Annotated in this window: 24 protein-coding genes and 2 pseudogenes; 16 read left to right on the top strand and 10 right to left on the bottom strand. The window is 58.7% G+C overall.

Annotation, left to right across the window (positions count from 1 at the left end):
* Positions 1-806: 806 nt before the first annotated feature.
* The 5 genes and pseudogenes from K3557_RS10660 to K3557_RS10675 form a co-directional block, all read right to left on the bottom strand.
* A complete protein-coding gene (locus K3557_RS10660) occupies positions 807-2,654 on the bottom strand; it encodes a calcium-binding protein (protein WP_259993804.1) in 1,848 nt (615 codons plus the stop codon).
* Positions 2,655-3,133: 479 nt separating this feature from the next.
* Positions 3,134-3,430 (bottom strand): hypothetical protein, encoded by a 297-nt coding sequence (locus K3557_RS10665; protein WP_259993806.1) that lies wholly within the window; start codon positions 3,428-3,430, stop codon positions 3,134-3,136.
* Between the two features lie 27 nt (positions 3,431-3,457).
* Positions 3,458-3,577: pseudogene (locus K3557_RS20595) on the bottom strand (helix-turn-helix transcriptional regulator); the annotation flags it as partial.
* Between the two features lie 512 nt (positions 3,578-4,089).
* Complete coding sequence (locus K3557_RS10670) at positions 4,090-4,755, bottom strand: acyl-homoserine-lactone synthase (RefSeq protein WP_259993807.1); 666 nt, start codon at positions 4,753-4,755, stop codon at positions 4,090-4,092.
* A gap of 61 nt (positions 4,756-4,816) precedes the next feature.
* Positions 4,817-5,434 carry an autoinducer binding domain-containing protein gene (locus tag K3557_RS10675; RefSeq protein WP_259993809.1) on the bottom strand — a complete coding sequence of 206 codons (618 nt, stop codon included), beginning with the start codon at positions 5,432-5,434 and terminating at the stop codon, positions 4,817-4,819.
* Positions 5,435-5,526: 92 nt separating this feature from the next.
* On the opposite strand from K3557_RS10675, the gene K3557_RS10680 reads away from it, so the two are divergent.
* Positions 5,527-5,688: a hypothetical protein gene (locus tag K3557_RS10680; RefSeq protein ID WP_259999712.1), complete on the top strand. Its 162-nt coding sequence runs from the start codon at positions 5,527-5,529 to the stop codon at positions 5,686-5,688.
* Here K3557_RS10680 and K3557_RS10685 read toward each other — a convergent pair.
* A complete protein-coding gene (locus K3557_RS10685; protein ID WP_129370535.1) occupies positions 5,650-5,994 on the bottom strand; it encodes a helix-turn-helix domain-containing protein in 345 nt (114 codons plus the stop codon). The genes K3557_RS10680 and K3557_RS10685 overlap by 39 nt on opposite strands.
* Positions 5,995-6,844: 850 nt before the next feature.
* Here K3557_RS10685 and K3557_RS10690 point away from each other — a divergent pair.
* The 10 genes and pseudogenes from K3557_RS10690 (at position 6,845) to K3557_RS10730 (ending at position 15,263) form a co-directional block, all read left to right on the top strand.
* Positions 6,845-7,135 carry a hypothetical protein gene (locus tag K3557_RS10690; RefSeq protein WP_259993811.1) on the top strand — a complete coding sequence of 97 codons (291 nt, stop codon included), beginning with the start codon at positions 6,845-6,847 and terminating at the stop codon, positions 7,133-7,135.
* Between the two features lie 128 nt (positions 7,136-7,263).
* Positions 7,264-8,154 (top strand): ParB/RepB/Spo0J family partition protein, encoded by an 891-nt coding sequence (locus K3557_RS10695; RefSeq protein ID WP_259993812.1) that lies wholly within the window; start codon positions 7,264-7,266, stop codon positions 8,152-8,154.
* Complete coding sequence (locus K3557_RS10700) at positions 8,154-8,636, top strand: DNA-binding protein (protein WP_259993814.1); 483 nt, start codon at positions 8,154-8,156, stop codon at positions 8,634-8,636. The genes K3557_RS10695 and K3557_RS10700 overlap by 1 nt, the downstream gene beginning before the upstream one ends.
* On the top strand, positions 8,629-12,138 hold the full coding sequence (locus K3557_RS10705; protein WP_259993815.1) for a DUF1983 domain-containing protein: 3,510 nt from the start codon (positions 8,629-8,631) through the stop codon (positions 12,136-12,138). Before K3557_RS10700 ends, K3557_RS10705 begins: the two co-directional genes overlap by 8 nt.
* A 13-nt stretch (positions 12,139-12,151) precedes the next feature.
* A complete protein-coding gene (locus K3557_RS10710; protein WP_259993817.1) occupies positions 12,152-13,282 on the top strand; it encodes a hypothetical protein in 1,131 nt (376 codons plus the stop codon).
* A gap of 11 nt (positions 13,283-13,293) precedes the next feature.
* On the top strand, positions 13,294-13,620 hold the full coding sequence (locus K3557_RS10715; protein ID WP_259993818.1) for a hypothetical protein: 327 nt from the start codon (positions 13,294-13,296) through the stop codon (positions 13,618-13,620).
* Complete coding sequence (locus K3557_RS10720) at positions 13,617-14,039, top strand: DUF4376 domain-containing protein (protein WP_259993820.1); 423 nt, start codon at positions 13,617-13,619, stop codon at positions 14,037-14,039. The genes K3557_RS10715 and K3557_RS10720 overlap by 4 nt, the downstream gene beginning before the upstream one ends.
* A 190-nt stretch (positions 14,040-14,229) precedes the next feature.
* On the top strand, positions 14,230-14,406 hold the full coding sequence (locus K3557_RS20600) for a hypothetical protein (protein WP_409201219.1): 177 nt from the start codon (positions 14,230-14,232) through the stop codon (positions 14,404-14,406).
* Positions 14,360-14,845, top strand: a pseudogene (locus K3557_RS10725) (DNA cytosine methyltransferase); the annotation flags it as partial. The gene K3557_RS20600 and the pseudogene K3557_RS10725, both read left to right, overlap by 47 nt.
* Before the next feature lie 97 nt (positions 14,846-14,942).
* Entirely contained in the window at positions 14,943-15,263 is a 321-nt protein-coding gene (locus tag K3557_RS10730) for a hypothetical protein (protein WP_259999713.1), read from the top strand.
* 148 nt (positions 15,264-15,411) lie between these two features.
* Here K3557_RS10730 and K3557_RS10735 read toward each other — a convergent pair whose 3' ends face one another.
* On the bottom strand, positions 15,412-16,221 hold the full coding sequence (locus K3557_RS10735; protein ID WP_259993822.1) for a hypothetical protein: 810 nt from the start codon (positions 16,219-16,221) through the stop codon (positions 15,412-15,414).
* Between the two features lie 729 nt (positions 16,222-16,950).
* On the opposite strand from K3557_RS10735, the gene K3557_RS10740 reads away from it, so the two are divergent.
* From K3557_RS10740 to K3557_RS10755, 4 genes are all read left to right on the top strand, one after another.
* On the top strand, positions 16,951-17,406 hold the full coding sequence (locus K3557_RS10740) for a DUF2852 domain-containing protein (RefSeq protein ID WP_259985184.1): 456 nt from the start codon (positions 16,951-16,953) through the stop codon (positions 17,404-17,406).
* 110 nt (positions 17,407-17,516) lie between these two features.
* Positions 17,517-17,948: an RDD family protein gene (locus tag K3557_RS10745; RefSeq protein ID WP_134829617.1), complete on the top strand. Its 432-nt coding sequence runs from the start codon at positions 17,517-17,519 to the stop codon at positions 17,946-17,948.
* Positions 17,949-18,497: 549 nt separating this feature from the next.
* Positions 18,498-19,322 carry an arginyltransferase gene (locus tag K3557_RS10750; protein ID WP_259993823.1) on the top strand — a complete coding sequence of 275 codons (825 nt, stop codon included), beginning with the start codon at positions 18,498-18,500 and terminating at the stop codon, positions 19,320-19,322.
* Positions 19,322-19,705 (top strand): VOC family protein, encoded by a 384-nt coding sequence (locus K3557_RS10755; RefSeq protein WP_259985189.1) that lies wholly within the window; start codon positions 19,322-19,324, stop codon positions 19,703-19,705. Before K3557_RS10750 ends, K3557_RS10755 begins: the two co-directional genes overlap by 1 nt.
* A gap of 144 nt (positions 19,706-19,849) precedes the next feature.
* Here the strand turns inward: K3557_RS10755 and K3557_RS10760 are convergent, their stop codons facing one another.
* The 3 genes from K3557_RS10760 to K3557_RS10770 all read right to left on the bottom strand — a co-directional run bounded on the left by K3557_RS10760 (position 19,850) and on the right by K3557_RS10770 (position 24,369).
* Positions 19,850-22,204 carry a TRAP transporter large permease subunit gene (locus tag K3557_RS10760; protein WP_259993824.1) on the bottom strand — a complete coding sequence of 785 codons (2,355 nt, stop codon included), beginning with the start codon at positions 22,202-22,204 and terminating at the stop codon, positions 19,850-19,852.
* Between the two features lie 15 nt (positions 22,205-22,219).
* Positions 22,220-23,146 (bottom strand): TRAP transporter small permease subunit, encoded by a 927-nt coding sequence (locus K3557_RS10765; protein WP_134829615.1) that lies wholly within the window; start codon positions 23,144-23,146, stop codon positions 22,220-22,222.
* 140 nt (positions 23,147-23,286) lie between these two features.
* Complete coding sequence (locus K3557_RS10770) at positions 23,287-24,369, bottom strand: TRAP transporter substrate-binding protein (protein WP_259985194.1); 1,083 nt, start codon at positions 24,367-24,369, stop codon at positions 23,287-23,289.
* Between the two features lie 284 nt (positions 24,370-24,653).
* Here K3557_RS10770 and K3557_RS10775 point away from each other — a divergent pair, with 284 nt between their 5' ends.
* Positions 24,654-26,081 (top strand): cache domain-containing protein, encoded by a 1,428-nt coding sequence (locus tag K3557_RS10775; protein ID WP_259999609.1) that lies wholly within the window; start codon positions 24,654-24,656, stop codon positions 26,079-26,081.
* The last annotated feature ends 21 nt before the right edge of the window (positions 26,082-26,102 follow it).

The following is a 26,102-nucleotide window of genomic DNA, read 5'->3' on the forward strand; positions in this document are numbered from 1 at the left end:
GGTATTGCAACGGGAAGTGTCCCGTACTGCAATGCGAAGTGTCCCAAAATTCCGGCGCCGAAACGCAGGACCGGCGCAAATCCGGGCTGGCTAAACCCCGGTTTTGCGCCTAAAAATCAGGGAATTCGCGAAAATGAGTTGCTGCAACGGGAAGTGTCCCGCACTGCAACGCGAAGTGTCCCGCTACAAACAGTGTTAGGAGACACTTGATATTGCAGTAACCGGAAGAGGCCGGACAAAGCCGGAAGAACCCGGATAGAGCCATATAAAAAAGGGTATTCAGGAAGGTCTAAACCTGGAAAGTGGCTTGGGGCGTTTGTCCTTCAGTACCCGAAAAAATAGCCCCTACAGCGCGCTCAGCAGATTTTGGGACACTTCCCGTTGCAAACTCTCTCCCCTGCCCCAGACCTTGTAGAATAAGGGAAAACAAGCCCTCACAAGGGCGATAATGCCACTTATGTTAACTTTCAGGCAGCCCGTTTGATCCGCCGAACTTGGAACTAGGGTGTCGGTCCAGCCTATCGCTTCCCAGAATGGGATTACCGGCATAAAATCAAAAGGGTAAGTATTTCTTCCCCCGTCAGAAGCTCTCTGAACTAGGAAACGATTTCAGGTGTGCTGGCGGGACATTGCTGTCGTTCGCTGCATACGCAGCCTAGACAGCTCTGGGCGACCGCTTTGGGCAAGGAAGCGCCTCCGCTCGTTCGCGGCACCTCGGCCGAGCGGCGACGGCAGAAAAGTAGCAACGCATATCGGCTTTGCTGAGTGGCCCCGAAGCCCCGCGCGGGGCTTCGGTCTGAATTTGATCAGAACAGAATGTTACCCTCTAGCGTTGCAATACTGATGTTTAGGACCGTCAGGGTGTCGCCGTTCCCAAAGTCAAAAACGACATCAACGCCGCTTTCCTCAGCGAAGTCCAGGGCGGCGGCCTCGTCTGCGAAACCAAAGCTCTCAAGATCAAGGATGTCTCTGCTTCCCTCAAAGTCGGCAATGACGTCCTGGCCGTAACTAGCCTCGAACACAAATGTGTCAGCGCCGTACCCACCTTCCAGCGTGTCGCGGCCAACACCTCCTTCCAGAGTGTCTTCGCCGTCGCCGCCCTCGAGCGTGTCCTCGCCATTGCCCCCTTCCAGTTTATCATTACTGCTTCCGCCATGCAGGCTGTCATTGCCGAGCCCTCCCGTCAGAGAATCCTCACCGCTGTCTCCTGTCAGGGTATCTCCCCCTTCACCGCCAATAAGCGTATCATTATCGACGCCGCCGACCAGCGAATCTGCGCCGATCCCGCCTTCTATCCAGTCATTACCGTGGCCGCCATCCAGCGTGTCGGCACCGTCGTACCCTTTCAGCGTGTCATCCCCGTCGCCGCCAAAGAAAATGTCCCGGCCGGAATTTGTTGCATCCCCTGAGATTTCATCCTCATTGCTGGTGCCTGAAACCTCCGTGATCCCGCTGCCTTTGACCTGGATCCGGCCGGTAGCATCTGCTGCCCCGTCTTTGAATGCCATGCCGGTAAAATCATACGTCCCGCCACCCTGAACAAAGAGAATGTCATTTGCGGTGTCTATGTAATCAATGTTCTTGATGATCGCGCCGGTGCCAATGGTAATTGCCGGCCCCCCTCCATTGTCAAACAGCAGGGTATTGGTCCCCAAAACGCCATCGATACTGTCATTTAAAACTGCATTTTCTTGAGTTCTGTGAATGATTGTGTCGTTGCCACTGCCGCCAATCAGCGTATCAACACCTGCACCGCCTTCCAGGATGTCGTTGTGGTTACCGCCATGCAGATAGTCATCGCCGAGCCCGCCCGTCAGAGAATCCTCTCCGTAGTCTCCTGTCAGGGTATCTCCCCCTTCACCGCCAATAAGCGTATCATTATCGACGCCGCCGACCAGCGAATCTGCGCCGATCCCGCCTTCTATCCAGTCATTACCGTGGCCGCCATCCAGCGTGTCGGCACCGTCGTACCCTTTCAGCGTGTCATCCCCGTCGCCGCCAAAGAAAATGTCCCGGCCGGAATTTGTTGCATCCCCTGAGATTTCATCCTCATTGCTGGTGCCTGAAACCTCCGTGATCCCGCTGCCTTTGACCTGGATCCGGCCGGTAGCATCTGCTGCCCCGTCTTTGAATGCCATGCCGGTAAAATCATACGTCCCGCCAACCTGAACAAAGAGAATGTCATTTGCAGTGTCTATGTAATCAATGTTCTTGATGATCGCGCCGGTGCCAATGGTAATTGCCGCTCCATTGCCCTCAAGCTGCAGCGTGTTGATCCCCAGGACACCATTGATACTGTCATTCAAAACCGAGTCATCATCTGCAAAGTTATGAATGATAAGGTCATCGCCGCTGCCGCCAATCAACGTGTCAAGGCCTTTACCGCCTATTAGGGTGTCGTTGTGGTTACCCCCATGCAGATAGTCATTGCCGAGCCCGCCGGTCAGAAAGTCGTTGTTACTGTTGCCATACAGAGTGTCGTGGCCGGCGCCGCCGGTTAGGAAATCATCTCCGCTATTGCCGGTCAGTGAATCTGCTCCGCCGCCCCCTTCCAGCGTGTCAGAGCCGCCCTTGCCAGTCAGCGTATCATCACCCTCACCTCCAATGAACAAGTCATCTGCGTTGGCACCTGTCAAATTCAATCCAGCCGTCACAGTTAGTCTCCCTAATTTTCCTGAGGAAGTACTACCTGGGGTAGGTTAATGAATGGTTAATCTCCCGTGTTAACACATTGATATACGGGCGTGTTTTCTTCGACATAGGCTTTAAAGCAGATTCCCCACATCGCAAGCGACAGGCAATCTGCTTTCTTGAATGAGTGCTGGCGTGCTTACGAGTACTAATGCAGAAAAGGGGCAGCTTCGTACCACTTTGCTGTCCTTCGAACGCCCGTCATTGGACGGCCGCTGAGCACCGATTGCACCATGCTACACACGCAAAGCACCATGCCTTGTCGATGGAAGCAAAGGGGTCAGAGCTACAAACCTGCTCTGAGCCCAGGCTTCAAACGATAAGGGCGTTTATGTTCACTCTGGCACCGCCCGTCGACGGCGCCATTAGCGCGCTTATGTTCACTGTAATGTTTATAGCACCACGCCCAAGCGGCGCCTGCGTCCAGCTATTGAGTGTTTTGCTAATCGGAGAGCAAATCGCCAATGCGTGCGCCAGTCACCGCTGACAGGGTTTTCAACTCCACTAGTAGTGAACGGTCTGCCTTGCTTAGCTCTGCCTTCGATCTGTTTGAAAGTTCAGTTAAGTATTTCACGCTCTTGTACATCAGATCTTGGGCCTCAACGTCTGTTACCGATGGACTGTCCCACTCAGGCGGGGCATGAACGTCAGCCAAATCGAGAGATATTAGTGCGCGATTATAGAACTCTTTTTGCATCGAGTTGCCGTCACCAGTGCCAACGGCTTCTACTATCTTCATTAGCGTACCCTGCCGAACCCTCCCCCCTCGCTCCGCTCTAGAAATTGTTTGGCGCGAAACTCCGCTCCTTTCCGCCAAATCTTCGTGTGTGAGGTCGGCCGATTCGCGAAGCCTCCTGATTAGTTGCCCCGCTACTTTCTGATCCATAGTTTTTGCACCCTTCACTTTGGTTCAATCAAGTATACAAGATGGCAAAATATGCGTCAAATCTTTACACTGCACAACCAATGATGGGTTTCACAGGGGATCAAAACAACCCCAAGGGCAACTTGTAACTGTTTGTAAATTATCAGGCTTCTTGATAAAGTGGGCCTGCCGGAACCGTGCAAGTTTTGACGGCAGACCCACAGCCGAAGCTACAAATAGCTTACAAGATACGTGCTCATTTGTCAGCTAAGGCCTACAACAGGAGGCATGATTGCCAACAGACCCTCAGTGGATGGCAGTATATATCGCTCTCGCTACGCTCATAGTATCTATTGTTGCGTTGGCTATTTGAGGAGCACCTGCCCGCTTAACTATGGCGGGCGGGTGCAACAATTGACAAAGCATGTAAACACCATTCAGAAATGTCACCGGGTTTGCAAAGCAGAAAGGTCACCGCAGGGCGCGACGGGAGCAAGGCTTAGCAGCCGCACCTTGAGAATGCCAATATTGCGCTACGCTGCCCCCATCAGGTCGCGACGCAACCAGGACGCAGAACTGGGCGAAAGATAGTTCGCTGCCAGGGCTTGATTTACTCCGGGATCACACTGCATCCGAAAGGGCCGGTACTCCCGCCCGTCATCCTCGCAAATGTAGCGTGCCGTCTCTCTCCGCACCTTATAGCCGAAACGCCGAAGCAGTGGACCAAGTCCTGGTGGTGATAGAGACATCAATTCGGATGCTCCAAAGTTGAACGTAGCCTGGCAAAGCCCCGCCACGACGAGCTTCGTTTCGATGGACGGGTGCGCCTGATTAGCGTGAGATTCATCCATAACAAAGCGCGTGCACTCCCATGTCTGGCTCGTTTCCGGGTAGTCAGCAAGCAATCCCCCAGGAATACCCTGGATCTTGCCGTCTCTGGCGTCTTTTAGCATGTACGCCCAATACCCATCGCTGCCTCCACAAGACGCAGCCCGGGCGCCGGCAATCACCCTGCCCCCCAGCGTTACGATGGAATAGACAGCACCAGCCCGGTCATACTGATCCTGCTCAAAACTGCCATCATGGGTTAGGCCCCAACCCAGTTCGTCCACCAGCTTTAGTTTTCTGAGGGCGAGGAACCCTAGATGTACTGCGTCGAAGGAAGGCAGTTGTTCGAATGTAAAAACGTGTAGTTGCATGGCGCTCTCCTAGTTGCAGCGCCATGTTCAAAGAGCCCATTTTGAATGGAATCCTTGGCCTTTAGATAAGCCCGAATTTTATCACTAGTGATATCAACTGCGCGGTGGAGGTAGCCTCAACTGCCTGCATAGCCCCTCTGCGGCGCTGGCGAACAGTTTCCAGCTTTACCCCGAGCCTTTCGGCAATTTCCTGATCTTTAAACCCCGCACACATGAGGCGAAGAACATCCTGCGCCTGCCGTGATATGGAATAATGCCGGGTTTGTTCGTGATGCAGTGAGTAGAGGGTGTACAAGGCTGCCTTCGCGAGCCGCCGCTCAGCGTCGGTCCACTTGGGTCCGCTGCTGCTCACTATCGACACTTGCCCGTCAACATGAATTGAAAGGGTGTTTCCCTGTATAAGGCCGTGCCTGGCGGCGTCATCAAAGAACCTCTCGCTTTCTGGATAGCGCACCCTCAGTTCTTCCCAAGTAATAGAACCGGTTCCAGCGACCCCGAATTTTATTGTCGGGTCTAGGTCGAGGTATCTTTGCGCGACGTACCGCTCCTGCCATTCTCTCGAGTAGGTCGACTTTAAAAAAGCAATATTTGCACCGTCGAAGCCAACGCCCAGCGAAAAACCGCACTCAGAAATGTTATCCAGCGACCGTAAATGGACGCCCGCTATATCACTAATCATATTGGATGCACACGCTTAGTATGTAATGTGACACATGATTACCGCAATGCGTGAAGTATCACAAGTGATACTTCACCTCGATAGGCAACCAGATGAACGAAGACGGGATCACCGCCGAAACGCTGCAAAGGATTGTTCATGAAGTGGAGCAAGCAAACAAAGAAAAGCCGGGCGAAGGAACCCGGCTGTTCGAACAAGCAATGGATAGGATTAAATCAGCGCGGGCGCGCGCTCTTGATGAGTCGGCTGACTAGCTCGGCATCATTTTCTGAGAGGTCTGCAGCCTTCTCAACCACGGACTGGCTCTCGGATGAAGGGTCGTCAGAAAACAACCAAGCCATATCAATGTTTGCAACTTCGCATATTTTCATAAGCTTACCGACTGTCGGATTAAAGCGGCCTGACAGCACCCGGCTTACATACTCAGCTCCGCTATCGCTCTCCAACGACACCTTATCATAGTCAAGGTTACGGTCATCCAGGGCTTGACGCAGGCGCTTCCTCCACGCCTCGACCCCCTCACTCTTTGAGTCTGAATTGTTCTTGCCAGGTTTGCTCATGCGCGAACCTTACACGGAATTATTTGTCCAGCAAACGGAAATAAAAGTCCAGCAAGCGGACTTTTAAGTTCATGCATCCAACAAAAAGGGATAAGCCGCCACCTTTTGCGATAATCTTAAGACCCTTTATGGCATGTTGCTGGTCTTTTAGGGTTGTTGCACTGGTCTTTTAAGGCTACCGTTTGATCTAACGGAGGACCCGATGGCACCAGAAACAATAATTCACCACTTGAGCGGACAGCAGTTCGCAGGGCTTCTCCGCAAAGAGCTTGACCAGATGAACCGGGGTTTCACCACGGTTTCTTGCGAAAGCTTTGCCAGGTCTTGCGGCCTCTCTGGGAAGCAAATTCGCAGACTGAAGGACGGACAGGTTCCCAACCCGAATACCCTGACTGTCAGGACGGTTCTGTACACCTTGGGGTATCGGGTAGCGAATGCAGGTGACGACGTCGTCCCACACCTTAAAGAAACAGGTAGTTACGACGAGGAAATGCACGGCCCCAAGCGAGATCGTCGCAGTTTATCTGCTGATGATCTGCCCCCTCTCTCCGTCAGGAGGGAGGCAGGCCAGTGACCAGCATTCAGAAACAACACCTGTGCAGCCAGTCCCGCGCGCCTGCTAGCAGCGGCCTGGCTCAACTTCCCGGCAGCCATGGGGATGCGCTGCCGGGGCCTTTTTTTTCCCGCTTACCACTCGCCGGAGCGGGTCCCAGCGCCGTCCCATTTTGGACGGCCTGGGGCCAAGAGTTCCGCGCTGTGTGGCCAAGTCCTTCGGACCTTTTCGACGACTTTATTGGGGGCATCTGCGCCTTCGCCCTGCCCTTCCTGTTCTTGTTTGGAGCCTTTTGAGATGACCGGCAACGATGTTTTTAAGAAGAAATCAGTTTCAGAACGGATCACTGAACTCCGGGCCGCAGCGGCTGATTATGCAGAGCAGCGCGAACGCCTGGTTATCGCTGCAAGCCGTCACAGGATGGCTCAGACCCGCCGCTGGAAAACGGTCGGCGAACGTGCCGCAGAAGTGGACGCAGCAGTTGAAGCCCTGGCCGAAACACAGCGCAGGGTGGCGGATCTAGTCGCCAGCCTGGCCGGTGACGGCGCCCTGGACGATTTCAACGACTTCCTGGCTAGCAAGCACTGATGCCCGGTGCGCAGATCCTGACGGGCAGTTTCAAACCCCGCCTACGCGTTGAAACCGCCGGCCATGCCGCAAAGAACGGCAAGCCATCTATTGAAACCCCTGAATTCAATCAAAGTGGAGCATCCCCAATGACCCCTCCAAATTGGCAGAAAATTCAAACCCTTCCGGTTGCCGATATCCAAGTGGAAGAACGCCTACGCACGGCCTCCCCCACGGCGGTTGCCAGCATTGTTTCGTCCATCCATGAGGTAGGCAGCATCCTGCAGCCGCTGCTGGTGCGCAGGGTCAAGGACGGTTACCGGCTGATGGACGGGTTGCACCGCCTGACCGCCGCCAAGGAAGCCGGACTGGAAGAAGTGCCGGTCAAGGTCAGCGAATGCACCAACGACCAGGCCATCCGCATTGAGGTGGACGCCAATGTGGCCGGCGCCCCGCTGACACCGTTGGATATGGCCGTATTTCTGGCTGCGCACAAAGAGCTGTATGAGCGGGAAAACCCCGAGACAGCGCAAGGCAAAGCTGGCGCGCACGGCCGCTGGGATGCAAACGACAAAATGTCGCTTGCATCATTTAGCGCCAACGCCGCTGAAACATTTGGAAAATCTCAGAAGACAATGCAGCGCCTAATCAGCGTCGGGGAAAAGCTATCCAAAGAGGAAATCGCCCAACTGCGGGACGCACCGAACAAGGTGCAATTCAAGGACCTGGAACACATCGCCAAATGCGGCGAACAGACAGACCGCAGTGCGATCTGCGCGGCACTGGGCACTGGTGAAGCCAAATCCGCCAAGGAGGTTCTGGACCGTAAGAAAGCCCCCGGAGCGGCGGTGCAATCCACCACGGACCAGCAGGCCGCCAAGATCACCGACGCCTGGCTGCGCGGTTCCAAAGCTGCACGGACGCAATTTGCGGAGAAATTCCGCGATGAGCTGCTGGAGCTTCTGCAGGAGGCCGAAGAAAGTGACACGCCCGCCTCTGAAGTTTTGATGTTTCAAGCCCACAACCGGGAGGCCGGCTGATGGACAGCGGCATCACACCCGAAAAGGAATGGTGGACGGCAGCGGAGCTTGCCGAGGCCAAGCTGCCGGGATTGCCGGGCAGCGTGCGCGGAGTGAACGCTTTTGCAGAGCGCTGGGGCTGGAAAAACAACCCGGCAGCGTTGCAACGCAGGCCGGGGCGCGGTGGCGGGCTGCTGTTTCATTGGTCGGTGCTGCCGTCTGCCGCCCGTGAAAAACTGGCGATGCAGGAAGCCGCCGCGCCAGTAGAGCGCCCTGACCGGACAACCGCATGGGTGACCTATGAAAAGCTGTCCCAGAAGGCCAAAGACGAGGCTGCGGCACGGCTGGATGCAATCCAGAAAGTTGAGCTGCTGCACGGCAGCGGAACAGCCCACGTTCAGGCTGTGGCAACAATTGCGGCTGAGTTCAACGCCAGCCCACGCACGATCTATAACTGGCTGGCGCTTATTGAGGGTATTCCGGCGGTGGATCAGCTTGCCTAACTATGCGGTTCTGACCTTCTACCGCAGCGACAAGCAGTATCCGAACGGCAGGCCGCAGGTCCGCTTTGAGCTGAACGGACCGGGCTTTTATGATGTGCGCCAGGACAGCACCGCCGGGGGCAACGGGCCTCAGCGCTGGGACGATCAATCGACCTGGCAGCCCACCGAGAACCTGATGGCCATGGCCTATACCGTCATGCGCGGCATCACCCTGCCCTGCGGTTCTGTCTGGGGCGGCGGCTTTCCGGCCGGGGACATGCCTTACACCGAATGGGCGGCCGCACTGGACGCCTGCGATCTGGGCGTGGGCAGCAACAACCGGCCTCAGTTCCGCGGCGGCATGGAGATCCGCTTTGAAGAACCGCCGGCCGATTTCCTTGAGGAGATCTTTGCCGCCGCAAATGCCGAGATTGTCGAGCTGGGCGGCTATTGGTATCCGCTGGTGGGATCAGTTGACACCTATGCGGCCGATCTGACCGAAGACGATTTGCTGGTTTCTGAAGGCTGGAAGCATGACCCTTTTCCCGGTCTGGAAAAGGCGTTCAACGCCGTCACAATCACCCACCCGTCCCCGAATGCGCTTTGGAACCCGTCTGCGCCGGTCACGCTGACCCGGCCGGAATGGGAAGCGGAAGACGGCGGCGAGCGTGTGTTCGATCTGAAGCTGCCGATGGTGTTCAACACCCCGCAAGCGCGCCAGATCGGCAATGCGCTGCTGAAGGAAAACCGCCGTTTCAGGACACACCGGCTGCCGCTGCCGCCGGAGTATTCCAATCTGCGGCCTCTGCTGAAGACCCGTTTCACCTCCGGCTGGTACGGCTACAGCGGCAAGACCTTCACCATCACCGAGATGGCCTATGACCTGCTGAAGCTGAATGTCTCTGTCAGCCTGCGGGAATGGGACCACAGCGATTTTGATCCGGACCTGGCGCTGGAAACCCCGGACCTGCCGCAGGTCACCGCGCCCATCGTCACCCAGGACGCCGGGGTGCCGGGCTTTGGCGTCTCCGGTACCGAGATCAAGGACGCAAACGGCATTGTCCGCGGCGTTGGTATCCGCGCCGTCTGGAATACATCCCTTGCCGCCACAGCCGATGGCGTTTCTTTCCAGGTCCGGGTCAAGGACGGCGACGACGAGCGCTTCAGCGCCAGCACCGCCGATCTGGAGCTGGGCACCTTCCGCCTGGAACCGATGCAGGGCGGCACCGAATACGAGGCCCGCGGCAAGGCCATCTCAAAGACCAGGGACACCAAGTGGACCGCCTGGCTGCCGGTCACCACGCCCGCGTTCAAGCTGCAGCCGGACATGCTGGCCGATGAAATCTGGCAGGCAATTTCCGATGATGCCACTGCCGCCGCTGCCGCGCTGGATGACCAGCTTGTCCTGGACAAGATCGCGCCGCTGGAAGGCGCGGTGAAGCGGGATCTGGAAATCCGCGATGTGCAGAGCTTCCATGCCGCCGAAGCGCTGGGGGTCATCGGGGACAAAGTGCTGTGGATGCTGACCGAACTGTCCAAAATAGACGCCCGCATGGCGGACGCCGGGATTTATCAGGACCCGGACACCGGCACAGTGCGGATCTATGGCGTGGTTGCGGAAGCGGAACGGATCAGCGAGGCGGAAATCCGGCTGTCCGCCGCCGAAGCCTCTATCACACTGTCGGCCACGCAAGCCTGGGTTAATCAGCAGATTTCCAATGCGGTGCTGGACCCGAGCCAGATCCCCGTCGTGGGCGACCTGCAGGTGCGGGTCAATCAAGTTGAGGCGGATCTGGATGCCGCGGAGGCGGCAATCGCTCTGAAGGCCACGCAAACAGAAGTGGACGGGATGGACGCCCGCCTGAGTTCGGCGGAAGTGGATATCGACGCCGCGCAAGAGGCCATCACCCTGAAGGTGGATCAAGCGGATTTTGACGCTGCCGAAAGCCGCCTGTCCACGGCAGAGGTGCAGATCAGCACCCTGGACGGCCCGGCAATCACCCAGTCGGTGAGCGACGTGCGGACCCTGCATGATCAGCTTGGCACTCAGGATGTTGCCACCCTGGAGCAATTGCTGCTGGCTTATGAACAGCGCGAAGCCCTGAAGACTCAAATTGCCTATGCAACTCAGGATATCCGGGCGCGGGTGGATGATGACCGCAGCGCAACAGCGGCCATCACGGCAAGCCTTGGTGTGGCGATTGAAAACAGCGTGGCGCTGATTGAGTCGGAAAAGCTGGTGCGTGCCAGCGGCGATGCGGCACTGGCCAGCAGCATTGATGCCCTGGAAGTCCGCTTGGATGGCGACATCGCCGCCCAGGCCTCCGCTTCCAGCGCGCTGACAACCCGTGTCAGCACTGCAGAAGGTGCGATCACCAGCCACAGTCAAAACCTGATCAGCCTTGAGGCCCGCCTGGATAGTGCGGAAGGGGGTATTTCCGGCCAGGCCACGGCGCAATCGCAACTGGATGCGCGGGTCACAAGTGCGGAAGGCGTGATCACCAGCCACGGCCAGAGCCTCATCAGCCTGGACAGCCGTCTGGATGATGCCGAGGGCAATGCTGCCGGACAGGCCACCGCCCTCAGCCAGTTGGACACCCGTGTGAGCGATGCCGAAGGGAATGTGTCCAGCCAGGCCACGGCGATCACGCAATTGCAATCGGATGTTGGCGGCAACAGCACCAGCATTCAGCAGACCATGCAGACTGTGGACGGCGTGATGGGGGAATACACCCTGCGCATCGACAATAACGGCCATGTGGCGGGCATGGTGGTGCGGTCTGATCTGGATGACGAGGGAGAACCCGCATCCGAGATTGCGTTTCAGGCGGAAAAGTTTGCAATCGTCTCGTCGGATGGCGCGCAGAAACGCAGCCCCTTTGTGGTCTATACCGAGGACACCATGGTCGGCGGAATTTTGGTTCCCGAAGGTGTTTACATACGCAAGGCGGCGATCCGCGACGGCTCAATCGGCAATGCTGAGATCGCTGGAAGCCTAAAGTCTTTCGACTACGCCGAAGACGAAAACGGGTTCCCGACTGAAGGCGTGAAGATCGACTTCATGAACAACGCGCTGAAAGTGGCCGGCGCAGTGTTTTCCCGGCCTATGGTCCTGGCGCAGGGGTCCTTCACGGTTTCAGGGGCGGTTGGCAACGGCGCCCGCTGGGCCTTTGTGAATACCGGCATCCGGGTCGGCAAACTGGACGTCTGGCAGGCGCAGCGGTTTGCCCTGGCCGCTGCCGCTTCGGTCACCACCACCGGCACTGCACCGGGCGGCATGGACCCCAACAACACATTCTGGACGCTCAATACATCAATCCAGCCCGGCGCGCGCTGGAATGGATTTGGCGGCGCCAACCCCGCTCCGGCAGCGTCTTGGAGCAAGGACCCTTCCGCCCTGGTGAACCCGCATTGGGCCAGCGGCAGCGATCAGCGGGTGTTCCTGGCAATCGATCTGGAGGCCCAGGGCGGCGTCTATTTCAACAACCCGAAAATCGAATGGACAGTGTTCCAGGTAACATAAGGAGAGCAGCCCTATGGCATGGCCAAAGGCAGGAACAGTCAGCGTTGTGAACGGCAGCGCAATCGTCACCGGCACCGGCACCAGCTTCTTTGGCAGCGCGCAGGCGGGCTGGGGCTTTGTCGGCCCGGACGGGCGGGTTTACGAGGTGCTGGCGGTCAGCAGCGGCACGCTCCTGACAATCACCCCTGTGTACCAGGGCGCAACGGCGGCCGGGCAGATCTATGCGCTGTTCCCCACTATGTCGCTTGCGCATGATGTGGTGGCCAGCGTGCAGGCGCTGGCCGGCACATTTCAAGCCGTTGCGGACGGCCCCGGACAGGGCAAATTCAGCACTGATGTGGTCAAACTGGGCGATGAAGACACCGGCCTCGGCTGGCCGTCCAGCAACGAGGTGGCGCTGAAAGCCGGGGGCGATTGGCAACTGCGCCTCAAGGACGGCGCGGCCAGCGGCGCGGCGGTGCAGTCGGATCCGCTTGACCAGACCGCAGGCAGGCTCCTGTTGTCCGGGGCCTATGGTGCCAACAAGTCAGTGGCAGTGCCGTCCGGAAATATAGATCTGGCGGTGGTGGGCGGCATATATCACGGCTATGGCGGGGCGCACGCCAGCGCCAGCACAGGCGACAACCCCTTCCCCGCACTAAACGGGGCCTATGTTTTGCGGGTGGAAAACCTCGGAATTGGTGGAGCGGGTGAATACCTTGCGCAAACCGTGACCGCTGTTAGCGGCCCTGACCAGGGCCACAAGCGAACCCGCATCATCAATACTTCAGGGAACGGCTTTTCAGACTGGTTTGATGACTATTCGGCGGCGAAAGAACCTGACGTTTATGGAAGCAATCCCAGTGGCCAGTATTTGAAGATGTCCAACGGCACCCTGATCATGTGGCGGGACCGTATTCCGATCACAATAACAAATGCTGTCTCGGCTGCTTGGACAGGGAGTTTCCCGACGACTTACACAGGCGGCATTGCGCTTGTCCCGTCTGCCGGAGGCGGCAACATATCGGAGAATGATTTTGGCTCCTATTTGCCAACAGGCCGCGTAGCAAGCGGAGCGCCGGATCTGCGGCTGCGCCATGTCTCCGGAACCGCCCGCAGTGACACCCTTTACGGGGGCTACACCGCCTTCACCCGCTGGAAATAAGGAGACCCCCCATGAATATCACCATCCATCTGCGGGCCTGCCGCAGCCATGAGACCGAAACCACCGCGTCCGTTGCTGGCGATGTGTTCACCTGGAGCGGAAACGAATTTGACCTGTCTTCAATACCGGAAGGCGGGCGGGCGCTGCCGATTGGCGATCACCCTTTCTGCGGGGAGATCACCCGCCAGAATGGCGTCCTGAGCTTTGCCGTTGAGTGGTTCTACAACGAGGAGAGCGCCGCCGCCAGCCAGGGCGCCGAGCCGCCCGTGCTGACCGTAACCGGCGGCCCGGTCCCCGACCCGGTAATCCGTCTGCAAACAGAGGAAACAGAAGCATGACGTTCTCCCTGAAAATCACTACGGCTGCGCAGGTCGCAGCGGCGGCCCGCGCGGCACTCCTGGACAATCTGGCCGAGACCCGGTGGCAGATCCAAAACGGCGGCATCACGCTGCCCAGCGGGTTCCACGCCCGCACCGACCGCACAACCCGCGCCGACCTCACTGAGGCCCTGAGCGCGCTGCAACTGGGCATCAAGAGCGAGCCGTTCTCCTGGAAGGCCCCCGACGGCTGGATCAAGCTGACGCGCGCGGACCTGGAACAGATCACCGCTGCCGTCGCGGCCCATGTGCAGAGCTGCTTTGATGCGGAGGAAGCCGTGGAGACGCAGATCGCCGCACTCAGCGATGCGGAGCTGGCCGGGTTCGATGTGCGGGCTGCGTTTGATGCCGCCATGGCCGCCCCTGCGGCTGAAACCTGAAACAACCCGCCTCCCGGTAACGGGAGGCCGAGGGGTGTATCACCACCCCCCAAACTCGGGGCCTAAGTTCTCACACACAACCCCGCCGACCACACAACACTCTTGGCCGCTCCCTGTCCTCGAGGACCCGGCCTCTTTGGAGTGATTCCACTTGAAGCTGCAAGACCAGCGTTGCGGTGAATGCCGCAGATTGTTATTTAAAATCGAGCCTGGCGCCCTTAGCGGCACGCTCGCTATCAAGTGCCCAAGATGCAAGGCACATAATTCCCTGAGGCCGCAGAGCCCTTCACCAAAGCGCCCGGTTCAATCCAATGAGCGCGATGGAAAGGACCCACAGTGTGGCTCTTTGTACCCCCAACCGATCTAACGGCCTTCTCGGCATCAGCCTTTGCGCCGGTGTCGGAGGACTTGACCTTGGCCTTCACCTCGCTGAACCCGGATACCGAACTGTGTGTTATGTCGAGCGGAACAGTTTCTCCGCGGCCGCTCTCGTGGCGCGGATGGCGGACACGTCCCTGGCTGCGGCTCCTGTCTGGGACGATATCAAATCCTTCGACGGCAAACCGTGGCGCGGCCGCGTTCATCTCCTCTCTGCCGGTTATCCCTGCCAGCCCTTTACCCTCAGCGGAGACCGCAAGGGCGACCAGGACCCCCGGCACCTCTGGCCAGACGTCGCCCGCATTATCAGCGAAGTGCAGCCGGAATGGTGCTTCTTTGAGAACGTCGCCGGCCATCTCACCCTTGGCCTGCAAGACGTCGTCGGCGACCTTCAAGGCATGGGCTACCGGGTTGCAGCGCGCGTGCAATCGGCGGCTGAAGTCGGCGGGTCTCATATCAGGCAAAGGCTCTTCATTCTGGCCCACGCCGACGTACAAGCAGGGCGGCAACCGGACCTCGATCCGGATGGGGCCCGGCAGCTTCCTGTTTGTAGCGGATCAGAATCAGGCCGGGGGCCAGGTCTCGCTGAGAACGGCGGGGCTGTGCTGGACGGTGATGTGGGATCTGATGAAGGCCACCGGCTGGACGCCGGGGCCGCTGGCCTCTTCCCCCCGATGCCTGGTGACCTTGCTGGCTGGGGACGCGCACTCGAAGGGGGCGGCCCTGCTGCAGCAGAACCCTGCCTTCACCGATTGGATAATGGGCTGGCCTGCGGGGTGGACCGATCCGCTGCAGCCGGTAACGGGGTGGTCCCAATGGCTGCAGCGCGCGCGTATCTCGAATTGAAGAAGGAGTTCCCGGCTTAGTCCGGGGCTCCCCCTTTTCCCAGTAGGAACCTTAAACCAGTCTTTGATCCTTCATGCGGAGAAGGGTTGCAATGAGCCCGAGTGGCCGGTGCTGCGGTCTGATCGAATGCCCGCTTTGACGTTCAAGCCTATGTCTGTTTACCACCACTGCTCTGCTGCGAAGTGAAATGATGAAAAACAGAAGTAGTAAATTCGTTTTGAGCAGACTTCTCGAAATCCATGCAGATCACGGCGAGCTTACCAGATGCACGAAGATACCAGGTTGCTTTTCCCAAATCATACGGCTGAGATGATGTTGTGTCGGTAACGTGGAAGAAGAGGCCATTCGCAAAAATCCTAAAGAACTTCTCCTTTGCTCCACCTGGCAGAGACAGTTCATGATTCATCGGTGTAAGGTTGTGCAATGGGCCCTTCGTCCCAAACTGAAAAACCTTGACTGGAAACACCGTTGGATCGAATTCGCGGTGGCCGATTACTACTAGTCTGGCTTGTTCTAGAAGCGTCTCCGAAACATGAAAGCCCTCTAAATCCTCCATTTTAGAAGCGCCTGCACGCCAGAGTATGCTGATTGCAAATTTAGCTAACGCTACATGATTGACATCACAAAGAGAGCGAAGGCCGATTGCTGCCCCGTCTCTGAACGGCTCCATAGCGAGTTCAGATTTATCGTCCCAGTACTTCCATGCAAGTTTCAGGCGCCGAATTTCCTTTATTGCATCGTCATCAATCGACGCGAGAATATCTTCCCCCTTCCGAATTACGAGCCGCTGGTCATACCAACTGTCAAAACGCTTTTTCGGGCGTTCATGCCCGTCGGACTGAAACATAGGGCCGCCTGGAACGTCTTTGGGCGTCAGCGCTTTCGGAACAATATGGGATTTTACGTATTTCCCGCGCTCCAATGTCAGTCTACAAATTCCTATTTCGTGCTTTTTCATACCAACTCGATCTACCCAAACTGAGGCTTCAAACCTTACGTGAGATGAACGTACTGTTTATTATTTCCAGAGTCTAAGCAGACATTTAGGCCATTCGATTGAACGGCAGCTTCGTCTAAGTTTTGTGGATGCTGTCAGCGCGAGCTGCAGCGGCGACAAATCTGACAAGGAGGAAAGCGCGGGTTGCTCTCGGTGCTATGGGGATTGTGCGTTACGGCTACATCGGTTGATGCGCACAGCGAACGGCGGGTCTGGTGAAGCTGCAATGAAGCGACAAACCGTGTGACGAAGGGTGGACAGGTCCCGTGCCTTCCCTAAAACACCCTTTAAAACCCTCCGCTGCCCGGCGTTTTTTTACGGTTTGGGCGGCGGATTGCCGGGTATTGCAACGGGAAGTGTCCCGTACTGCAATGCGAAGTGTCCCAAAATCCCAGCGCCGAAACCCGGAACCGGCGCAGATCCGGGCTGGCTAAACCCCGGTTTTGCGCCTAAAAATCAGGGAATTCGCGAAAATGAGTTGCTGCAACGGGAAGTGTCCCGCACTGCAACGCGAAGTGTCCCGCTACAAACAGCTACAGCTACAACCGCTACATACACACATACGCCGGTTACGTCCCGCTTCACGCGAATGTAAAAAAGTTTCACATCCCCTCTTGAACCCTGCCCACTGGCTTCCGATATGCTATGATGTGAAAGAGATTTACATTCACTGCAACCAGGAGGACCCTGATGACGAGTTTCACCCCTACCGCCCCCCATGCACCCGTGCAGGGCTGGTTTTCCCGCAGCGAAGCCTGGCTGGACAGCAAGGGCAAAGGCGCCTGGATCGCCGCCATGGTTTTGGGCTTCGTGTTCTTCTGGCCAGTGGGCCTGGCCCTTCTCTTCTACATGATCTGGAGCAAACGCATGTTCAGTAAATCCTCCTGCCGCCACCGCAAGTCATGGGCGCGCCACGGGTATTCTGCAATGAAACCCTCGGGCAACAGTGCCTTTGATGCCTACAAGGCAGACACGCTGAACCGCCTGGAGCAGGAGCAGCACGACTTTGACGCCTTCCTGCAGCGCCTGCGCGAAGCCAAGGACAAAGCCGAATTTGACGAATTCATGGATGAGCGCGCGCAAGCCGCCGCCCACAGTGATGATCCGGAAGATGAAGCCGGCAACGGCGGCCCCAAGAGCCACTGATCTGCCCGGCCTGTAAAGGCTCCAGCTGCCCCGCCCCTTGACCGGGCGGGGAAACGGTTCGGCCCATCTCTGCCCCCTCACAGCTCCTGCAGCGCAAAGGACTTCTGCATATGACCGCCCTGCCCGACCCCGACTACCAGGCAGAATTTTATACATCCGTACCCGCCAAACGGCTGATCGCCTGGATCATCGACAGCATTCTGATCTTTGCCATCAGCGCCGCCGCAGTGGTGCTGACGGCCTTTACCGGGCTGCTGATCTGGCCGCTTTTGTATCTGGCTGCGGGGTTTGCCTACCGGACCGTGACCATTGCCAATGGCTCTGCCACCTGGGGTATGCGCTTTGCCGGGATTGAACTGCGCGACGGTTCCGGCCAGCGGCTCGACAGCGGCTTGGCCGCGTTACACACCGCAGGCTACTCGCTGTCGCTGGCGCTGCCGGTCCTGCAGGTGATCTCGGTCATCCTGATGCTGACCTCCTCGCGCGGCCAAGGCCTGACTGACCACTTCCTCGGCACCGCGATGCTGAACCGCCGGGTGTAACGGACCCCGGCCTGTTCCGGAACACACAGGGGCAAGGCTTTGCTAAGCTGCTTTGCGTCCGACCAGGAGTGCCGGTTTTTAGGACACATACGCCTGAGGACCTGCCTGACCCCGCACCCAAATCTTCAACATTTCAAGCGATCTCATGCATAAGCATCCAAGCCGCGTAAGATGGGCAGTTTGAACAAACGCATCTTGGAAACCTGGCCGTAAAGCATAGCCCGCAAACCAAAATTCTGTAGTCGCTGTAAGGCCTGCAGATAGGGTAGAAACGGAACGCCGGATGACGCAGAAAGAACAGGCACGCCCGGATGCGAACTTAAGGGCGCAAAGGCGCCGTGGTCTGCGCAAGTGCTCTTGCCGAAGCTTTCAGCGGCGCAACTCCTGACAGATATTGAACAATCGGGGCTGTCTGCCCGCCTTCCAACGCAAGAGCCTGTTAAACCATTTTCCACAAGTCCACTTGGCGCACTGGAACCGCGTTGCTATCATCATGGGACAACGTTGCGAACCGTCCCGTCTGTCCTGTGAAACTGCTGAAGAGTTCTGATGCGCCATACCCTTCCTATTGCACCGCAGTTTTATGTGACGGCGCCGCAGCCCTGCCCATATCTGGAGGGCCGGATGGAGCGCAAGCTGTTCACCGCGCTGCAGGGCGACGGGGTGGAGCAGCTGAACAACAGCCTTAGCCAACAGGGTTTCAGACGCTCGCAGAACGTGCTTTACCGGCCGTCCTGTTCGGAATGCTCCGCCTGCCTGTCGGCGCGGATTGATGTGGCGGCCTTTACCGCCACCCGCAGCCAGAAACGCACGCTTAAACGCAATGCGCATCTGGAACGGCGTGCAACCTCGCCCTGGGCAACCGAGGACCAGTTTTCGCTGTTCCGAAGCTATCTTGACAGCCGCCATGCCGATGGCGGTATGGCGGATATGGATGTCTTCGAATACGCCGCTATGATCGAGGAAACCCCGGTGCGCAGCCGGGTTGTAGAATATGCCGAGACCGGATCCAACAAGCTGACGGCGGTATCGCTGACCGACGTGCTGGAGGATGGGCTCAGCATGGTCTATTCCTTCTATGCCCCGGACCAGCCGCAGAATTCGCTGGGCACGTTTATGATCCTCGACCATATCTCTATCGCGCGCGAGGCCGGGCTGCCGTATGTCTACCTCGGCTACTGGGTGCCTGGCAGCCAGAAAATGAGCTACAAAGCCAAGTTCGCAGGCCTGGAAATTTACCACCGCAGCGAATGGAAAAAGATGTCCGACCCGTCTGAGTTCGAAGCCGCCGGCCATCCGCTGTCCACCGATCCGATTGCCGAACAGGTCGCCAATATTCAGCTGCCCGAACAGCCTATCCATCGAAGCCGCTGATGCAGCATATTCACGCCATTTCACTGGTGGTGCCGGATTACGACGCAGCAATTGCATTTTACTGCGGCCGGCTCGGCTGGCAGCTGGCCGAGGATATCGATCAGGGCCGCAAACGCTGGGTCCGTATCCTGCCGCCGGGCGCCAGCCAGGGCAGTCTGATCCTGGCCCGTGCCGAAGGACCTGAACAGAAGGCTGCCATCGGCAACCAGTTCGGCGGCCGCGTCGGATTGTTCCTTGCCTCAGATGACTTTGCCAGCGACCACGCGGCGATGCAGGCTCAGGGCGTCATATTCGAGGAACAGCCGCGCCATGAACCCTATGGCACCGTTGCGGTCTGGCGCGATCCATTCGGCAACCGCTGGGACCTGATCCAGTTCGCCTGATACCGGCGCCGCCTCGTTTCATCTTTCTGCAAATACTCCGGGGTGAATGCGCCACAGGCGCAGAGGGGCAGCGCCCCTCCCCCTGTAAAAGCAAAGGGGCCCGCATGGGGCCCCTTTTCCGTTTAATTATTCCTGTTGCCCTGGTCAGTTCGGAATCAGCGCCGGCACGATGGTCACAATCGCCGGGAAGGCCCACAAGATGCCGATGCCCACCACCTGGATCAGCACAAACGGCGCGACCCCGCGGTAGATATGGGCCGTTGTCACCTCCTTGGGAGCAACCCCGCGCAGATAGAACAGCGCAAAGCCGAAAGGCGGCGTCAGGAACGAGGTCTGCAGGTTCACCGCCACCATGATGGTCACCCATTTCGGATCAAACGAACCGCCATAGATCACCGGGCCGACGATGGGGATCACGATGTAGATGATCTCCAGGAAATCCAGCACGAAACCCAGGAAGAACAGCACCAGCATCACGATCAAAAAGACCGTCATCTCGTTGTCAAAGCTCTTCAGGAACTGCTGGATATAGTGTTCGCCGCCAAAGGAGATCACCACCAGATTGAGCAGCTGCGAGCCGATCAGGATGGTGAACACCATCGAAGTCACCTTGGCAGTTTCACGCACAATCGGTGACAGCACGCCGGATTTGAACAGCACCCAGCAGCCGTAAAGCAGCCCGAACAGCGCAAAAAGATAGGCGCCATAGGCCACAAAAAAGGCAATCCAGCTTTCCAGGGAAACGCCGCCCTGATTGACCCGCAGGTCAAAATTCATGCCAACTAGGATGCACAGCATGACCGCAAAGGTGGACCAGATGATAATCTTGCCGGAACGGCCCTGATCCTGCAGCTTGCGGTAGGCCGCCAGCATGATGGCACCGCCTGCCCCCAGCGCCGCAGCGGGCGTCGGGTTGGTGATGCCGCCCAGGATCGACCCCAGCACCGCAACAATCAGCACCAGCGGCGGGAACACCACCCGGATCAGATCGTTTCCTGCGCAGCGCGCAGCGGCCTCACGGCAGCCCCACAGCGCCAGCAGCAGCGGCAGTGCAATCCACAGCACAGTGACACCGGCCGAGGTCGTGGGTGCAATTGCCACCAGATCCACCAGCGCAACCACCAGCACGCCGATGGCGCCCAGGATCAGCGGCTTGGCATCGCGCGACGGCGCCACACCGCGGCCAAAGGCCAGCACCAGCCCCAGCAGGATCATGATCACCGAAATGCCGGTGCCGATCGGCGCGGCGGCGGCGATCTTGGCATCACGGGCGGCGATGATTTCATCCTCGCTCAGCCGTTCTGACAGGGTCACACCGCCAGCAGCCTCGATGGCCTCCTGTTCGGCAACAGCGGCGTCCCAATCCTCCTGCCCGTGCAGATCGATCATCGCAGCCTTGCACTCGGCACCGACATTGGTGCGCAGGGAGGCTGTCTCGCCCGCGTCCGAGAATGTCGAAACGGTGATGTTCTGGCTGCCGATCACGTTGAAGCTGCCCAGCAGGATGGCACCGCCAACCAAGGCCGCCGGAACCGCCAGGAACCAGGTCAGGCCTTCACTGCGGGTGATCACCTCGCCAGTGCCGGGTTCCATCGCCACGGCCGGGGCCTTATGCGGATTCAGCAGCGCATAGCCAAAGGCATAGGTGGCATAAAGCAGCGCCAGCAGGATACCCGGCAGCAGCGCCGCCTGGAACAAGGTGCCGACCGACACCACTGCGGGCTCGCCCAGATAGGTCAGCGCATCGGAACAGCCCGCCTCCATTGCGCGAGTTTCCTGCGCGGTGGAATACAGATCGCCCGCGAGCGTGCCCAGTAGAACAATCACGATGGACGGCGGGATGATCTGGCCCAGGGTGCCCGAGGCCGCAATCACGCCGGTTGCCAGTTCCGGCGAATAGTTGTTGCGCAGCATGGTGGGCAGCGCCAAGAGCCCCATGGTCACCACGGTGGCGCCGACGATGCCGGTGGAGGCGGCAAGGAACGCGCCCACAACCACAATCGACACCGCCAGACCGCCGGGCAACGGGCCAAAGACGCGCGCCATGGTGGTCAAGAGATCGTTGGCGATCTTGGAACGTTCCAGGGTGATACCCATCAGAACAAACATCAAAACCGCCAGCAGGGTTTCAATCGAAGCACCGGCCAGAACCCTCTCATTCATCCGGTTAACGATGAAGGAGACATTGCGGTCCAGCGCCACTTCCCAGCCTTGGGTGAACACAGGTTCCGCCAGTGTTGGCAGGTCCGGGTATCGGAAGACCGAAACCTTATCCGGCCTGATACCGGAATTCACCAGATCGCGGTAGGCCTGCGACGAGGTGTCGATGGCCTGGTGGATCAGGATACCGGAGCTGTCCAGCGCCGCGATGATACCGAATGAGATGATCCCGGCGCCGCCGATGGCGAAGGCCACTGGAAAGCCGGATAGGATGCCCCCGAAGAGGCACATGAATACGATGAGCAGGCCGATTTCGACGCCATCAAGTCCAAATAACATGTTTCTGACGTCCCTTTAGTGCGTGCCTTCGTAGGCTTCTTCACCCTCTCCAAGGCTGTCCTTGTCGAGGTATTTGTTTTCGCTGCCCTGGCCTTCGACAAACTCGAGGTACGAGCGGTAAAAGAAAGCGATGGCGTGCAGGAATACGAGGCCCGCAAACAGCACCAGCAGGATCTTGAACAGGAAATAGGCATTGAACCCGTTGGGGCTGAAGCCGATGGTTTCCACATTCCAGCGCAGGGCGCGGGATTTCATCACCAACCGGTCCAGGCTGTCCGAGGCCGAGGGTTTCGGCACGATCAGGTGGCGCCACAGGAAGAACCAGCCGTACATCCAGGTCAGCACTGCCGTGGGCATCATGAACAAAAGCGAACCGAGCATGTCGACCACCCGCTTGGCGCGGAAACTGATGCCGGAATAGATCAGGTCCACCCGCACGTGGCCGCCCTGCACAAAGGTGTAGGTCACGCAAAGGCAGACCACCAAGGCATTGTAAAGCTTCAGTTCTTCAGCGAACCAGCTGATGTCCTGGCTGAACGGAATACCAAAGCCAAAGCTGATGTCGGGCCGGGCAAACACGCGCTGCATGAAGACAATGATGATCTGTTGCAAGACCATCAAAAGGCCAGCCCAGGCAAAGAAGCGGCCGACAGTATTGGCCAGCCCTTCCAGCCCGCGCACCATGCCCCACATGACATTGCGAAAGTACAGGCCGATAGCGGTCAGCACCAGGAAGGCGGTGAACACGACAAAGAAAAACTCGACCGAGCCGCCGTAGTAGACAAAGCGCATGACCGAGGCTTTGTCGGACCAGTCAAGCCAAAGCTGCGGATGGGTGACGGCGTAGCCGAAATTGTAAAAGGCGCCGGCGATGTTCTGGATCAGCCAGACAAGCCCGCCCCAGATTGCGCCAAAGAAGGTGATGCCACTCTCTTCCTGCATATTTCCCCCGGGAAGATTGCTGCGAAGCTGCCGTTAGCGGGTTGGGCGCGCGGCGTCTGCCGGCCGTCCCGCAGTTTCAGCAACTGCATGTGGATCCCCCGCGCGGCGGCGGAGGATCCGATTGATGCCTTTCAGGCAGATTAGCCCAGGACGCGGTCGCGCTGAACGCGGTAGGCGCCTTCGGATTTGGTGATCCAGCCCGAGGAGGCCTTCATCGAAGTTTCGACGCTGCTGCGGATTTTTGCAAACAATTCGTCGCCCATGAACTCGTCCAGGGTGTCCTTGGTGGCGGACCCGAAGGCATCCCAGACGCTGTCCGGGAATTCCAGGGTTTTCACGCCGCCGGACTGCAGGCGCTGCAGCGCCGCACCGTTGTTGTTCATGAACTGCGCAAGGCTCCACTGGTGGCCAGCGGCGGACGCCATTTCAATGACCTTCTGGTGTGCAGGCGACAGGCCTTCGAAAACATCGCGGTTGGTGGCAACCGACAGTGCCGCGCCCGGCTCGTGGAAACCTGCGGTGTAGTAGGTCTTGGTGATTTCCTGGAAGCCGGCCTTCTCGTCCGCCCAGGGGCCGATCCACTCGGTGCCGTCGATCGCGCCGGAGGACAGCGCCTGATAGACTTCGGAACCGGGGATGTTCTGCACGGAGGCCCCCAGTTTGCCCAGCGCCTTGCCGCCCAGGCCCGGCATCCGGAATTTCAGGCCGTTGAAATCTTCGGGGCCTTTGATTTCCTTGTTGTACCAGCCGCCGGCCTGCGGGCCGGTGTTGCCGCCGATGAAGGACTTGAGGCCGAAAATCTGGCCCAGCTCATCATGCAGTGCATGGCCTTCGCCATGGTAGTACCAGTTGGTCAGTTCCTGCGGGGTCATGCCAAAAGGCACGGCAGTAAAATAGGCGTAGCCCGGGTGCTGGCCGGTGAAATAATAGTCGGCACCATGGTACATGTCGGCCTGGCCTGCGGTCACGGCGTCGAACACTTCGAACGCGCCGACCAGTTCGCCTGCGGCTTTCACATCAACGGTCAGGTCGCCGCCGGACATGGCGGTGATGGCGTCGGCAACATACTGCGCGGAATCATGCACACCCGCCAGGCCGCGGCCCCAGGTGGTGACCATGGTCAGGGTGCGCTTGCCCTGGGCATAGGCCGGTGCAGCCAGCGTGCCGGCTGCGGCGGCAGTCCCGCCCAGCGCGGAAGTTCTCAAAAAAGAACGGCGATCCATTAATTATTCCTCCCATTTATTCTTCGGATTGCCCGGAAGGTCCCCCCGGGCGGATCGGTTCGAGTGCGGCCAGCCTAGCGGCGATGAATTTTATGTGAATACCTAGTACTGCGTAGAACGGCACGTTTTTGAGGGCATTCGCTGGAAAGTTCCTGCATTCCCGGCGCGAATCCCCAAGGGGATCACTCCCGCCCTAAGAGCAAATACCTCCTGCCCATGTGATTCCTCTGGGCGGCTGCAAAATGATTCGGTACAAGAATCTGACCAATTCCGGGGACCTGCTTATGCGCCTGTTCCGATACCTGCTGCGCCCCACCTATGCGCAGAAGCTGTCGCTGTTGACGACCCTGCCGCTGATTGTGGCGGGCACTGCGATTGCTGTGCTGGTGGGTTATCAGTCGCGCAGCCTTGCCGAACGTGAAATTCAGGCGCTGGAACTGCAGCTGCTGGAGGCCAAGAAGGCCGAGCTGCGCAACTACGTGACCCAGGCGCGCAATGGTTTTGCCCATATCTACGGGCTGGCCGCCCCCGATGATGCCGAAGCCAAAGAACGGGTCACCCAGATCCTCAGCGCGATGATCTACGGCAAGGACGGGTTCTTTTTTGTCTATGACTACGACGGCACCAATCTGGTCAGTCCGCGGCAGACTGAATTTATCAACCGCAATTGGGCTGGGCTGACCGACAGCGCCGGGGTGCCGGTGGTGGATGAGTTCATCCGCCTGGCCCGGATCGGTGCAGGCTGGCACAGCTTCACCTGGGAGAAGCCCTCAACCGGGGAAGAGGCGCAGATGATCGCCTATGTGCTGGGGCTGCAGGATTGGCAGTGGGCGATCGGCACCGGCGTGTTCATCGACGATGTGCTGGCTTCGGTTGCTGCGTCGCGGGCCGAGGTTGAGGCCCGGGTGCAGCGCACATTCTTCTATATCGGCGGTATCACTCTGGTTTCTTTGGTGCTGGTCTTTGCCTCCGGTATGTTCCTGAACCTGCGCGAACGGCGGCTGGCGGATGCCAAGCTGAAGGAGCTGACCCAGCGGGTGTTCGACGCCCAGGAGGAAGAGCGCGGCCGGGTGGCGCGGGAGCTGCATGACGGTATCAGCCAGCTTTTGGTCGGGGTACGCTATGCGCTGGACAACACCCGGCGGCGGCTGTCCCGCGGTGACAGCGACGGCGCTGCGGCTCCGTTGGAAAAAGGCGCCGATAACCTGCTGACTGCGATCACCGAGGTGCGCCGGATCAGCCGCGACCTGCGTCCCGCTGTGCTGGACGATCTGGGGCTTGGCCCAGCGCTGAAGGCGCTGACGGATGATTTTGCCGCCCGCACCGGCATTGAGACAGAGTTTTCCACTGTGGTGTTCCGCAACCGGCTGGATCAGGATGCCAAGATCGCGCTTTACCGGATTGCGCAGGAAGCGCTGACCAATATCGAACGCCACGCCGAGGCGTCCAACGTCAGTATAGACCTGCGCGGCCACACCCGCGGTGCGACCATGCGGATCTCTGACAACGGCCGCGGGCTGCCGCCGCGCGATGCGCGCAGCGGGCCGGGCATTGGCCTGCGCAATATGCAGGAACGGATTGAGCAGCTTGACGGGGCCTTGCGCATTCTGTCATCACGAGGCACCCAAAGCGGCACGGTGATCGAGGCAAGCCTGCCTCTGAGCCATCTGCTGCCGCCGGGTGAAGAGGGAACGCCCGTGCAATTGCCGTAGACCTGGGGAGGGTGCAGCGGC

Origin of the sequence: Leisingera sp. M523 (assembly GCF_025141335.1) — a bacterium.
Classification (GTDB): domain Bacteria; phylum Pseudomonadota; class Alphaproteobacteria; order Rhodobacterales; family Rhodobacteraceae; genus Leisingera.

Coding starts and splice junctions, on each gene's coding strand:
- K3557_RS10670 (WP_259993807.1), bottom strand. CDS start 4,755: ATGCAACTACACGTTTTTACATTCGAACAACTGCCTTCCTTCGACGCA.
- K3557_RS10740 (WP_259985184.1), top strand. CDS start 16,951: ATGACGAGTTTCACCCCTACCGCCCCCCATGCACCCGTGCAGGGCTGG.
- K3557_RS10735 (WP_259993822.1), bottom strand. CDS start 16,221: ATGAAAAAGCACGAAATAGGAATTTGTAGACTGACATTGGAGCGCGGG.
- K3557_RS10695 (WP_259993812.1), top strand. CDS start 7,264: ATGACCCCTCCAAATTGGCAGAAAATTCAAACCCTTCCGGTTGCCGAT.
- K3557_RS10720 (WP_259993820.1), top strand. CDS start 13,617: ATGACGTTCTCCCTGAAAATCACTACGGCTGCGCAGGTCGCAGCGGCG.
- K3557_RS10665 (WP_259993806.1), bottom strand. CDS start 3,430: ATGAAGATAGTAGAAGCCGTTGGCACTGGTGACGGCAACTCGATGCAA.
- K3557_RS10770 (WP_259985194.1), bottom strand. CDS start 24,369: ATGGATCGCCGTTCTTTTTTGAGAACTTCCGCGCTGGGCGGGACTGCC.
- K3557_RS10765 (WP_134829615.1), bottom strand. CDS start 23,146: ATGCAGGAAGAGAGTGGCATCACCTTCTTTGGCGCAATCTGGGGCGGG.
- K3557_RS10745 (WP_134829617.1), top strand. CDS start 17,517: ATGACCGCCCTGCCCGACCCCGACTACCAGGCAGAATTTTATACATCC.
- K3557_RS10730 (WP_259999713.1), top strand. CDS start 14,943: ATGGGGCCCGGCAGCTTCCTGTTTGTAGCGGATCAGAATCAGGCCGGG.
- K3557_RS10700 (WP_259993814.1), top strand. CDS start 8,154: ATGGACAGCGGCATCACACCCGAAAAGGAATGGTGGACGGCAGCGGAG.
- K3557_RS10680 (WP_259999712.1), top strand. CDS start 5,527: ATGAACGAAGACGGGATCACCGCCGAAACGCTGCAAAGGATTGTTCAT.
- K3557_RS10685 (WP_129370535.1), bottom strand. CDS start 5,994: ATGAGCAAACCTGGCAAGAACAATTCAGACTCAAAGAGTGAGGGGGTC.
- K3557_RS10750 (WP_259993823.1), top strand. CDS start 18,498: ATGCGCCATACCCTTCCTATTGCACCGCAGTTTTATGTGACGGCGCCG.
- K3557_RS10775 (WP_259999609.1), top strand. CDS start 24,654: ATGCGCCTGTTCCGATACCTGCTGCGCCCCACCTATGCGCAGAAGCTG.
- K3557_RS10755 (WP_259985189.1), top strand. CDS start 19,322: ATGCAGCATATTCACGCCATTTCACTGGTGGTGCCGGATTACGACGCA.
- K3557_RS10690 (WP_259993811.1), top strand. CDS start 6,845: ATGACCGGCAACGATGTTTTTAAGAAGAAATCAGTTTCAGAACGGATC.
- K3557_RS10715 (WP_259993818.1), top strand. CDS start 13,294: ATGAATATCACCATCCATCTGCGGGCCTGCCGCAGCCATGAGACCGAA.
- K3557_RS10675 (WP_259993809.1), bottom strand. CDS start 5,434: ATGATTAGTGATATAGCGGGCGTCCATTTACGGTCGCTGGATAACATT.
- K3557_RS10760 (WP_259993824.1), bottom strand. CDS start 22,204: ATGTTATTTGGACTTGATGGCGTCGAAATCGGCCTGCTCATCGTATTC.
- K3557_RS10710 (WP_259993817.1), top strand. CDS start 12,152: ATGGCATGGCCAAAGGCAGGAACAGTCAGCGTTGTGAACGGCAGCGCA.